The following is a 10591-nucleotide window of genomic DNA, read 5'->3' as shown; positions in this document are numbered from 1 at the left end:
ATTGATAATCGCCATAAAGTCACTCAACGCAACGAGCACCGCAAGCAGCTTGATAACAAAGTTCGAGAAGTCTTTGATGATAAAAAGGAACGCGACGGTGCAAGGCGCATTCAAAAAGAACTTGAGGCAAATGGTAATAAGCACGATGTAAAAGCCATTGCCGCGAGCATGAAGCGCCAGAGCTTAGTCGCGAAGGCCGCCCGTAAGTTCAAATGTACGACAGACAGTAAGCATAGACTTCCTGTAGCCCCGAATTTGCTTGAGCAAGACTTTAATGCGACAGCACCAAACCAAAAATGGGCTGGAGATATCACTTATCTAGCGACAAGCGAAGGCTGGATGTATTTAGCCGTTGTTATCGACTTGTACTCACGGCAAGTAGTTGGTTGGTCAATGAGTACCAGAATGACCGCAACTCTGGTCTGTGATGCGCTATCAATGGCATTGTTCCGCAGAGGTATGCCAGAAGAAGTGATTATCCATAGTGATAGAGGTAGCCAATATTGTTCAAAAGACTACCGCGACTTAATCGCAGCTCATAATCTAAAGCAAAGTATGAGTAGGAAGGGAAATTGCTGGGACAACGCTTGTGTTGAAAGCTTTTTCCACTCAATGAAAGTAGAAGCCGTCCAATACGAGCCGATAATGACCCGAGAAGAGATGCGTCAAGCACTCTTTGAATACATCGAAGTTGATTATAATCGAACAAGAAGGCACAGTGCTCTTGGGTATCTAAGCCCAGTTAACTTTGAAAAACAATATGTCGCTTAATGCGGTGTCCAGTCTTACTGGAGCAGATCACAGCTTTAACTTCACCACCTTCGTTTTCAAATGTATAACCGAATATCTCTTTATGGATTTCTGAAATTTCATTTCGTTCATCAGCCGCGTTACTTAACAGAGATTTCAATCTCTTTGAGAGCGTTTCCGATGTTTCCACTTGTTCTGTTATTGACGTTATTCTATCTGCTAGTAGTTCTTTCTCGTCTGCTAACTTTTCCAATTCAACTAAAGTGCTATCAATAGAGGCTTTCGTTTCTCTATATTCTTTTTCGTTGCTGGAGATACTTTCTAAAAAAGTCGCAGCATCTTTTTCAAAGCCCTCTATTTTCTCGAAGCTGTCATGAATACTAATCTTAAAACCATCAAACTTTTCTTTATCTTCTTCGATAGCTTTTGCTATGTCGTGAATCGTCTGTAGATGCGCTTCTGATTGTTTTTTGATTGATGTGACTTTGTTTCTAGCGCCAACAACTTTTGAGTAATGTTCGGGAGCTGATTTTTCTAACTGACTTAACGACTCTTGGGTATCGGATAGTTTTTTCTCTAATGATTTAATTCCATCCCAAAGGTATTCTTTTTCTTCTGCTAGTTTCTTAGACAGTCTTTGTTCGGCAGATTCATACATGAACGACATATTTGTTACCCTAGTAGTCGTATAAAATTATACTCACTATATATATGGGTATTTATTCATTGTTCAATGTTGATATTCAACTTTTTTAATATCTCAGTGGTACCATCACACAAATCTAAATTTTGGCACTATCCGCAATTCGTTTGTGAGATGCCAACTACCAAACACAACAAGCTAACCTTTCAAGCCTTTGTTTTTCGATTACAGCCACTCTTCAGCCAAACACTCTTTCCTAAACTAGCTTGACCTGCATCAGCACTTGCTTGGTTTCTTGTCTCATAAACCCTTTCTATTGCTCATAGTATTGGTTTTATGAGGCTGCTCTATGATATATTTCTCGGCCAAGCGTATTACAGACGAAGGCTAATAATGTCTATCAACCTTTCACTCCTTCCACCCAGTGAGAAAAATAAAATCGAACTGGATAAGCAAGCATCGTTTCTTGTTTGGAAACTGAAGCAAGCGAAATGTGGCCCTGAAGCCATTGTTGAAGAAGCAATGAAGCTAGGTGATCCAGAAGAAAAGGCTTGGTTTGATCAGTCTGTAGAAAAATACAAACGAGTAATGGGTGTCGCATAAACGCAGACAAACCTTACCCAGCAAAGCTGTTGAATTGAAATGACGCAGTAATTTGCTAGAATTTGCACCGTTAATTGAATCAGAGAGAAGATCCCGATGGGAAGAAGTTTTGAAGTGCGCAAGGCCTCAATGGCGAAAACTGCAGGCGCAAAAATTAAAGTTTATTCTAAATACGGTAAAGAGATTTACGTACTGGCTAAGAACGGCAGCTCTGACCCAGACATGAACCTACCTCTTAAGCACCTGATTGCTAAAGCGAAGAAAGACCAAGTACCCGCTCACGTTATCGACAAAGCGATCGATAAAGCGAACGGCGGCGGCGGTGAAGACTTCCAACCAGCTCGTTACGAAGGTTTTGGCCCAGGTGGCACAAGCGTAATCGTTGACTGTTTAACAGACAACGGTAACCGTACTTTCCAAGATGTTCGCCAATGTTTCGTTAAAACTGGCGCGAAAATCGGTGTTGAAGGTACTGTTTCTCACATGTTCGCTCACCAAGCTGTATTCCAGTTTGCAGGCGAAGATGACGAGATCATCCTAGAAACGCTAATGATGGAAGACGTAGACGTGACTGACGTTGAGCTAGAAGACGGTGTTATCACTGTATTCGCTCCAACGACTGAGTTCTTCAAAACGAAGACAGCACTAAACGCTGCGTTCCCAGACCTAACGCTAGACGTTGAGGAAATCACTTTCGTTCCTCAAACAACTACGCCAGTAGCTGAAGAAGATTCTGAGAAATTCCAGAAGTTCTTAGACATGCTTGACGACTGTGATGACGTTCAGCAGGTTTACCACAACGCTGAGCTGTAATATCAATCTATAATTGATAGCTTTGCTCTTGTGAGTAGAATGTAGAATACAAAAAACCGAGCCTAGTGCTCGGTTTTTTTATGGGCGTAATTCAGACGTTTATCCGTGAGCATGACTCTTTGATCGCAGCCCCTTGATGGCAGCTTCTAGATCATAGCTCCTAGAGCATAAGCCCTTGATCATCGTTCCGTGATCTCAGGCACGCAAAGCGTTCTCGGGCGACAAATCCATGCTGAGAGTTTTCTGATCAAAGGAAGCACGGTGAGGTTGAGCGTGATAGCACACGGCCAAGCAATGAAAAAGCTTTGTAGCCAGATTGGCGGCCACTCGGTGCTGAATCCCATTTTGTAGCCAGAAATTAACCCAGACATGATGGTCGCCATGGTCAGGGAGGATAAAATCGCGGTTACCCAAAATTGTTTGTTGTTCATACTGTGTTCTCCCGTGATTTTCTGTTGTTGATGAGATAAGGTTACATCTATCCATTAATGAGAAAAATAGGCACATATAGAAGTATGAATTCCATATTTGGAAACATTGATGATCTGTTCTTATTCTGTGCAGTGGTTGAAGAGGGCTCTTTGCTATCGGCTTCTAAACGGCTGCAACTCCCAGTGTCGACTATGTCGCGTCGGTTAACCGCATTGGAAGATCGCCTCAATATCCGACTTTTAGAAAAGAAAGGTCGTGAGCTGGTGGCCACCAAAGACGGCGAGGCGGCCTTTTCTGCACTGAGCAGCGGCATGGAGTCGATTCATCAGGGCTTTAATAGCTTGCTAGAAGAGCGTGACGCTATTCAAGGCAAGATAAAGCTCGCCGTACCTCACAACTTCTATAGTGGCTTTTTAAAGTCGATGGTAGAGCAATTCCTCACTCAATATCCGAACGTTCAGCTCGATCTTACCTTGAGCCAGCAACAGTTTATCCCGCAGACCGACCGTGACTTACTGATCACGTTTAAGATCTCAGAGATGGAAGGCATGATTGCTCGTCCACTTTTCAAAGCCAAACACGGATTTTTCGCGAGCCAAGAATACTTAGATTCGCGTGAGACGATTGAAAAGCCGGACGACCTAGAGCTTCAAGACTGGATCAACGTTGATGATGTGTTTGATATGCCGCTCTACAAATCCGACCGCTTAGAGCAGATGATCACGATTAAACCCAAGTTCATCGTCAACGATATTCATGCGGTGGCGGCCGCAGCGCAAAAAGGTTTGGGGCTTGCTTCATTGCCTTTTCGTCATGTATCCCCTGAGATGAATTTGATTCAAGTGCTCCCTGAGTATCATCGGGGTGATCGCCAAGCGTATTTAGTGTACAAAGAAAGAAAATATCAGCCAAAGGCTTTGACCCTGCTTATTGATGCGTTGATTGAGAGTGTTCGATCTTTTCATAGCGATGACTTGGTCAAATAAAAGGAGAAAGAAATGAAAGTAAGTTTTATCGGGCTAGGCGTTATGGGCTTCCCAATGGCAGGCCACCTAGTCAAAGCCGGTTTTGAAGTAACGGTGTTTAACCGCACTCACAACAAAGCATTAGACTGGGCTGATAAACACCAAGGTAAAACGGCAGAATCTGTGGCTGAGTGTGTCGCAGAAGCTGACGTGGTATTGGTTTGTGTAGGTAATGATGACGACGTACGTAGTATGACAACTAGCGAAACAGGCGCATTGGCAGCAATGAAGCCAAACGCGATTCTTGTCGACCACACTACAACGTCTGCTGTGCTGTCTGAAGAGCTTGAAGTGGCAGCGAAGCAAGCTGGTGTTCGCTTTATGGACGCGCCAGTGTCTGGTGGCCAAGCGGGCGCAGAAAACGGCGTGCTAACCATCATGTGTGGCGGCGAACAAGCGCTTTTCAACGACCTTCAACCTGTGTTCGAAGCTTACGGTAAGTCGTCAGTTCTGATGGGTAAAGTCGGCCAAGGCCAACGCGCAAAAATGGTTAATCAGATCTGCATCGCGGGTGTATTGAACGGTTTATCTGAAGGCTTGGTACTTGCTGAAAAATCAGGTTTGGATATCCCAACTCTGGTTGATTGCCTTAAAAACGGCGCAGCAGGTTCATGGCAGATGGAAAACCGCGCGACCACAATGGCGCAAGACAAGTTCGATTTCGGCTTTGCCATTGATTGGATGATCAAAGACTTAGGTTTCTGCCTAGATGAAGCAGAACGCCAAGGCATCCAACTTCCTTTGACGGAAAAGACCAACAACGCCTACAAGACACTGTCTGCCCAAGGACAAGGTCGCATGGATACATCAGTATTGATGAAAGCTGTAGTTGAAGAGACTAAGAAGTAGAAGAGACGAAAAAGTAGAAGAAACTAAGAAATAGAAGAGTTTGAATAGTAGACGAGATTAAGTAGAGAGACTAAAAGTCGTCGAAGCTTCGTTCTGTTTTGACAAAATAGCCGCTAACTAGCGGCTATTTTTTATTTTTAATCAAAAAGAAAAATAACATATTTTTCAACAATGTAAGTGGTTGTAAGCTTGTTTTGGTTGAAAGTCCATCAGCACCGTTCGTGTGCTGCGAGATCTGTATCAATTTCACTTCACTCTATGCTGTGAATTGTTTAATTGTTTGAATTATATTGCCATTTCATTACAAAATAGTTGAGAAATAATCACTGCCTGAACTGGTCTGTTTAGGTGACTGGCTTATAAGTCAATGATAAAATAATAAAAAAACGTGATATGATCGTCATTATTAGTAAATTCCCATGCGTTATTTTTCAGGATTATATGAAATCAATATCAACAAAGCTTCTTCTAGTTCCACTGCTCTTTTCTATCTTTTTAGTTGTAAGCAACTTAAAAAGCGAAGCTACCTCAAATGAGGTTATGGACAGTTTTCACTCTGTGTACGAGGACCGAGTCATTCCGTTATCTGATTTGAAAAGCATTTCGGATTTGTATGCGGTAAGCGTGATTGATGCGGCGAATAAATACCATGTGGGAATGATAGAGCAGGCGGCTTTTTATTCTGGTGTTTCTGTTGCGATGAAAGAGGCTCATGAGCTATTCCTTCATTATCTGGCAACGCAGCTAACAAGAGAAGAAGAGGGGTTGGCAAAAGAGCTTCAACTTAAAATAGATAAGGTAGAGCGAGAAGTACCATTAATTCTTGATAAACATAGAAATATGATGATTGATGATTCTGAGATGATCACTCAGCTTTATCTCCTTGTCGATGATATGGGAGGTGTTCTTGGTGAATTGATCTCATTGCAATTGGACGTCGCTAAGGAAGAATTAGCCCATTCTGATTCAGTTTTAGAATCCAACTCTTCTTTCTCATGGTGGTTGGTTCTTTTTTCTTCTATCGTTGCTTCTGGTTCATCTTATTTCCTAGTGAAAAGAGAATTGAGAAATTTACCATTGATCGTAAATTGGATTAAAGCCCTTGAGAATGGACGTTTATCGGACGTTAAGTTGAAAGAGGGTGGAAATGAGCTCGACACTATTTCAGATTCTTTGTCTCAACTGTCTGCAAAATTGAATGATATCCTGTCACAGGCAGGTGTAAGCATGAATTCAATTAACCAAAAGCAAGAAGAGTCTTTAGCTCTGATAGAGCGATCCCAGAGTAACTCTTTGAATGAATTATCATCGGTAGAGCAAATCGCTACGGCCGCGACTGAGTTATCTTCAACAGCAAGAGACGTTGCAGACAACGCACAAAGAGCTGAGCAGTCAGCGATGGAAGCGAATGACATTATTCAGCTAAGCCATGGAACATTGAAAAACTCAACTGACACGACAGAAGAAATTTCTGAATCAATATCAGAAACTCAAACGGTCGTGAATTTACTTAGAGAGCACTCAGAGCGTATCAGCAGTGTTGTTGAGGTAATTAAGAACATCTCTGAGCAAACCAACTTGTTAGCGCTTAATGCCGCGATTGAAGCGGCTAGAGCCGGTGAGCAAGGAAGAGGGTTTGCTGTTGTTGCTGATGAAGTAAGAGCTTTGGCTGGGAAAACTCAGCAGTCCACTATCGATATCCAAGAGATCATTGCGCAGTTACAAGACCAATCTAAGCAAGCGGATGAATCTATGGTGAAAAACGTTGAACTGATGCGCCTAACAAAGTCTACGACTGATGAGCTTGCTCAATCTTTTCATTCGATATCAGAAAAGGTTTTAAGTATTTCAGAAGTGAATGCCATCGTTGCTACGGCATCAGAAGAGCAAAGTGCCGTTACGACAGATATATCGACACAACTTGAAAATATGAACGTACTGGTTCAACAAAATATTGAAGGCATTGATCAATCAGCTCAAGCAAACCAAAGCGTTGTTGAAGTAACGAAAGAACTCAATTCAGAACTAAGCTTTTTTAAGTTAGACAAATAACCAGTCGATGCTAGTGTGCTTTTTCTTTAGAAATTAAGCCCCCTTGATTTAGATGTAATAATTGAGACCATGACAAGATAGCCGCCATTGAGCGGCTATTTTTTGTCTGGTATATGTGCTATCGAACACATTTCGCGACTGATCCACATCGATGTACGGGCAAAGCGGCGCCTGTAATCTAGTTAGACTACGTGAGATTAATGCTGCGGAACGCGCTTCAAAGACTCTAACTTTTCAACTAAAAAATCAATAAACAAGCGTACATGAGGTCTTGGATATTGAGTATTCTTATATATTGCGAATATTTCGCCACTCCCTTGCTCACTGTGCATTGAGGTCCATTGAGGGAGTAACTCCCTTAACTGTCCATTTTCTAAGTACGGTTTTAGCATCCAGTCAGACAGTAAAAGAACGCCAACTCCGCTAAGCGCAGCATGTAAAAGAGGTGAGCCGCCTTTTGATATCAAATTGCCTGTCACTAACACTTTTTTGTTAACTGCATTTTTCTTAAAGTACCAATAGTTTTTTTGCCGTTCATGGCTTATCAGCAAACAGTTGTGATCTTGCAACTCTTCGGGTTTATCGATAGTTCCGTACTTTTCAATATACGACGGGGCTGCGACCAATGACGCGTTATTGGTCAGTAGATTACGAGCCTTGAGTCGACTGTCTTGTGGTGTACCAATACGGATAGCGACATCAATATTTTCACTGTTTAGATCGACCACGTTGTTATCCAGCTCTAACTCAACTTGTATTTTAGGGTACCGCTCAAGGAACTCTGGAATTAATGGAGTAAGGCACAGGTTACCAAAGCTTTCAAAAACGGAAACTCGCAGTACCCCTTCAGGGGTGCCTTGATCACCTTGCATTTCTTCTAACAATCTATTGCTATCTTGTAATATTTTGGCCGATTGTTGGTGAAAATATTGACCTTCTTCAGTCAGCATTAGTTGTCGTGTACTGCGTTTAAAAAGCGAAGATTTAATCTTACTTTCCAGGTTGTCTATATTTCTTGCGACCGAAGAAGGAGCCATATTGAGAGCTCGGCCTGCCTGAGAAAAGCTTCCAGACTCCACGACTTGGTCAAATATTTTGATTAGCTCTAACATATGCCCACCTTTGCGTTTTGTGCATAACTAATTCGTATAATATGTGTATTCTGCTTATATTTCGAATTGTGCACAATGGCTCCGTCGCATTGATAGCGATATTCATTAATCAAATTTAGGTGCCAAAATGTTAAAACGTATCGACCTCGCTCAAGTTCAACCTGACGCTTTAAGTGCAATGCTGTCTATCGAAGGCTATTTATCTGACGTGGCGTTATCGAGTGAACTAAAAGAGATGATTAAAATCAGAGCATCAATCATCAACAAATGTGCTTACTGTATTCAAATGCACACAGCTGAAGCGTTGAAGATCGATATCTCTCAGCAAAAGCTGTTTGCTCTCGCAGCATGGCAAGAGTCGCCACTCTTCAATGACACTGAGCGCGCAATTTTGACTCTAACGGATGAAATGACGCTGATTTCGAATTCGGGTGTTTCGGATGCGACTTATCAGCAATGTCTAAGCTTATTAGGAGATGAGTTACTCGCACAGTCTATGATGCAAGTAATCATGATTAATGCTTGGAATCGCTTTGCACTTGCCACAAAAATGACTCACGGATAAAAATTAAAATCAGAACAAGTCCATGTAACTGAGATCAAAAAAGGTTACAGGCTCTTGTGAGCTTGTAGCCTTCTAAATTAATTAGTTCTAGTGCTTTTTGTATATTAGAAATCAAAAGAAAGGCTGAAATCCCAGTAATTCCAATCTGAATTATTTAAATCAAAATGATGCGATAGATACGGTTTTACACCCCATAGATTGAGTGTGAAACCAAGGTTAATGTAGCTATCGGCCTGACTCTGTGTTTCACGATAATCATAGTCAATGTTTTTGAATGATAACTTATTGTAGTGCTGTTTATCATGGCCATATGAAGTTGATAAATTTAGCCAGTTATTAACTTCGTAGCTCGCACCAACTAACTTGTTCAAATAGATACGCTCGTGCCTGATTCGCGTATCCCAATTTGAACTTGAGAGATCTTGTCGATCGATGTATTGAGCGTCAAAGTTTGAGAAGAAAACGGTGTTTTGGTATTTGAAAGCTGAAAATATACCCGTGGTGTACACTCCCGTTTTATCTGTATTTCCACCAATGGAAGCTGATACCTCATTGTAGACTTCATCAAATAAGAAGAACGAATACCCGAGTCCTATATCACCAAATTGGTCGGAGTCGACGGAACCAAATAAACGCCATTCATCATTGATATTGTGGGATGCATTAAGTGTAAAGACGTATTGGTTTGAATAGTCGCCTAAGAAGTTACTTTGGCTCATGGTGACGTCGAATGTTTGATTTACAAATTCGACATAGTCAAACGTGTCATCGGTACTTGATGCTATGTGGGTAGCAGTATAGGGTTCGGCACTGTAGGTGATGTTACTCGCGACTAAAATAGAAAGTGGAATAGTGAAAAAAATTACGTTGCGAAAGGCTTGTATAAGCAAAACAAATGTCTCGGTAAATGATGTCCCTATTATGGATAGAAGTAAGCCCTGTATCGGTCAGGGCTTACTGTTCATTTAAATTAGCCGCGAGCGTTCATTACGCGGTTTTTAAGTTGTTGAATGTTTTTCTTAAAGTTAGGGTTTGAACCAATGTGGCTCTTGATGTTGTCGACGGTTTGTTGAGCTACATCATTCAAGTAAATACCATCAATTCGACCTGCTTCTCTGTCGACTGTAATGTGAATTTCACCGCCTTTAGTTGATTCGATGTAACCACCATCTGTACTGATGTCACCAGTGATGTGATTGACTAGCTTTCCGTTTTCGTCGTAAACCTTCACACCATCGTTATGGTGACGCTCATCAATGACGTAACCATCGATTGCATCGTGTGTTGTAATCATCCAAACGTTGTCACCTACTTTAGCTAACTGACGGCCATTGTCAGCATCTGGCGTTGCTTCAATTGGGTTTGTTGGGTCGATTTGAATCGGGTGACCTAGTGTTGGTTTCCATTCCGTCACAAGGTTGTGGTCGCTATCACGAACGTAAACCGTGCCGTTTTCAATGCTCAAGTAGCCATCGACTTCACCGTGAGTCGATACTTGCCACATGTTGTCTGCAATTTGGTCAACTTGACGGCCATTGTCAGCATCTGGCGTTGCTTCAATTGGGTTTGTTGGGTCGATTTGAATCGGGTGACCTAGTGTTGGTTTCCATTCAGTTACAAGGTTGTGGTCGCTATCACGAACGTAAACCGTACCGTTTTCAATGCTCAAGTAGCCATCGACTTCACCGTGAGTCGATACTTGCCACATGTTGTCTGCAATTTGGTCAACTTGACGGCCATTGTCAGC

Annotated in this window: 11 protein-coding genes and 1 pseudogene; 7 read left to right on the top strand and 5 right to left on the bottom strand. The window is 42.0% G+C overall.

The window, feature by feature from the left end; translation table 11 throughout:
* On the top strand, window positions 1–771 hold a 771-nt coding region (locus tag ACED42_RS12860; protein WP_371702814.1), incomplete at its 5' end, for an IS3 family transposase.
* Here ACED42_RS12860 and ACED42_RS12855 read toward each other — a convergent pair.
* Window positions 743–1417 carry a hypothetical protein gene (locus ACED42_RS12855; protein WP_371702813.1) on the bottom strand — a complete coding sequence of 225 codons (675 nt, stop codon included), beginning with the start codon at window positions 1415–1417 and terminating at the stop codon, window positions 743–745. The genes ACED42_RS12860 and ACED42_RS12855 overlap by 29 nt on opposite strands.
* Window positions 1418–1786: 369 nt before the next feature.
* Between ACED42_RS12855 and ACED42_RS12850 the strand changes: the two genes are divergently transcribed.
* On the top strand, window positions 1787–1996 hold the full coding sequence (locus tag ACED42_RS12850; RefSeq protein WP_004732615.1) for a DUF3283 family protein: 210 nt from the start codon (window positions 1787–1789) through the stop codon (window positions 1994–1996).
* 96 nt (window positions 1997–2092) lie between these two features.
* Window positions 2093–2809 (top strand): YebC/PmpR family DNA-binding transcriptional regulator, encoded by a 717-nt coding sequence (locus ACED42_RS12845; RefSeq protein WP_009846045.1) that lies wholly within the window; start codon window positions 2093–2095, stop codon window positions 2807–2809.
* A 179-nt stretch (window positions 2810–2988) separates the two neighbouring features.
* Here the strand turns inward: ACED42_RS12845 and ACED42_RS12840 are convergent, their stop codons facing one another.
* Entirely contained in the window at window positions 2989–3240 is a 252-nt protein-coding gene (locus ACED42_RS12840; RefSeq protein WP_017078381.1) for a DUF2798 domain-containing protein, read from the bottom strand.
* A gap of 84 nt (window positions 3241–3324) precedes the next feature.
* Between ACED42_RS12840 and ACED42_RS12835 the strand changes: the two genes are divergently transcribed.
* From ACED42_RS12835 to ACED42_RS12825, 3 genes are all read left to right on the top strand, one after another.
* Window positions 3325–4227 carry a LysR family transcriptional regulator gene (locus tag ACED42_RS12835; RefSeq protein ID WP_371702811.1) on the top strand — a complete coding sequence of 301 codons (903 nt, stop codon included), beginning with the start codon at window positions 3325–3327 and terminating at the stop codon, window positions 4225–4227.
* Between the two features lie 12 nt (window positions 4228–4239).
* A complete protein-coding gene (locus ACED42_RS12830; protein ID WP_012601274.1) occupies window positions 4240–5115 on the top strand; it encodes an NAD(P)-dependent oxidoreductase in 876 nt (291 codons plus the stop codon).
* Window positions 5116–5508: 393 nt separating this feature from the next.
* Window positions 5509–7167, top strand: a complete 1659-nt coding sequence (locus ACED42_RS12825) for a methyl-accepting chemotaxis protein (protein WP_371702809.1) — start codon at window positions 5509–5511, stop codon at window positions 7165–7167.
* Between the two features lie 197 nt (window positions 7168–7364).
* Here the strand turns inward: ACED42_RS12825 and ACED42_RS12820 are convergent, their stop codons facing one another.
* Window positions 7365–8279, bottom strand: coding sequence for a LysR family transcriptional regulator (locus ACED42_RS12820; RefSeq protein ID WP_017099499.1), 915 nt, complete (start codon window positions 8277–8279; stop codon window positions 7365–7367).
* Between the two features lie 127 nt (window positions 8280–8406).
* On the opposite strand from ACED42_RS12820, the gene ACED42_RS12815 reads away from it, so the two are divergent.
* Window positions 8407–8844: a carboxymuconolactone decarboxylase family protein gene (locus ACED42_RS12815; protein ID WP_012601271.1), complete on the top strand. Its 438-nt coding sequence runs from the start codon at window positions 8407–8409 to the stop codon at window positions 8842–8844.
* Window positions 8845–8948: 104 nt separating this feature from the next.
* Here ACED42_RS12815 and ACED42_RS12810 read toward each other — a convergent pair whose 3' ends face one another.
* Window positions 8949–9734 carry a hypothetical protein gene (locus ACED42_RS12810; protein ID WP_371702806.1) on the bottom strand — a complete coding sequence of 262 codons (786 nt, stop codon included), beginning with the start codon at window positions 9732–9734 and terminating at the stop codon, window positions 8949–8951.
* 80 nt (window positions 9735–9814) lie between these two features.
* Window positions 9815–10591: pseudogene (locus tag ACED42_RS12805) on the bottom strand (hypothetical protein); the annotation flags it as partial.

The organism is Vibrio sp. FF145, assembly GCF_041439075.1.
Taxonomy (GTDB): Bacteria; Pseudomonadota; Gammaproteobacteria; order Enterobacterales; family Vibrionaceae; genus Vibrio; species Vibrio tasmaniensis_A.
This window is presented reverse-complemented; position numbering and strand designations above follow the sequence as displayed.

Excerpts from the sequence above, each read along its gene's own strand:
- ACED42_RS12855 (WP_371702813.1), bottom strand. The coding sequence starts at position 1,417 with ATGTCGTTCATGTATGAATCTGCCGAACAAAGACTGTCTAAGAAACTA.
- ACED42_RS12850 (WP_004732615.1), top strand. The coding sequence starts at position 1,787 with ATGTCTATCAACCTTTCACTCCTTCCACCCAGTGAGAAAAATAAAATC.
- ACED42_RS12845 (WP_009846045.1), top strand. The coding sequence starts at position 2,093 with ATGGGAAGAAGTTTTGAAGTGCGCAAGGCCTCAATGGCGAAAACTGCA.
- ACED42_RS12840 (WP_017078381.1), bottom strand. The coding sequence starts at position 3,240 with ATGAACAACAAACAATTTTGGGTAACCGCGATTTTATCCTCCCTGACC.
- ACED42_RS12835 (WP_371702811.1), top strand. The coding sequence starts at position 3,325 with ATGAATTCCATATTTGGAAACATTGATGATCTGTTCTTATTCTGTGCA.
- ACED42_RS12830 (WP_012601274.1), top strand. The coding sequence starts at position 4,240 with ATGAAAGTAAGTTTTATCGGGCTAGGCGTTATGGGCTTCCCAATGGCA.
- ACED42_RS12825 (WP_371702809.1), top strand. The coding sequence starts at position 5,509 with ATGATCGTCATTATTAGTAAATTCCCATGCGTTATTTTTCAGGATTAT.
- ACED42_RS12820 (WP_017099499.1), bottom strand. The coding sequence starts at position 8,279 with ATGTTAGAGCTAATCAAAATATTTGACCAAGTCGTGGAGTCTGGAAGC.
- ACED42_RS12815 (WP_012601271.1), top strand. The coding sequence starts at position 8,407 with ATGTTAAAACGTATCGACCTCGCTCAAGTTCAACCTGACGCTTTAAGT.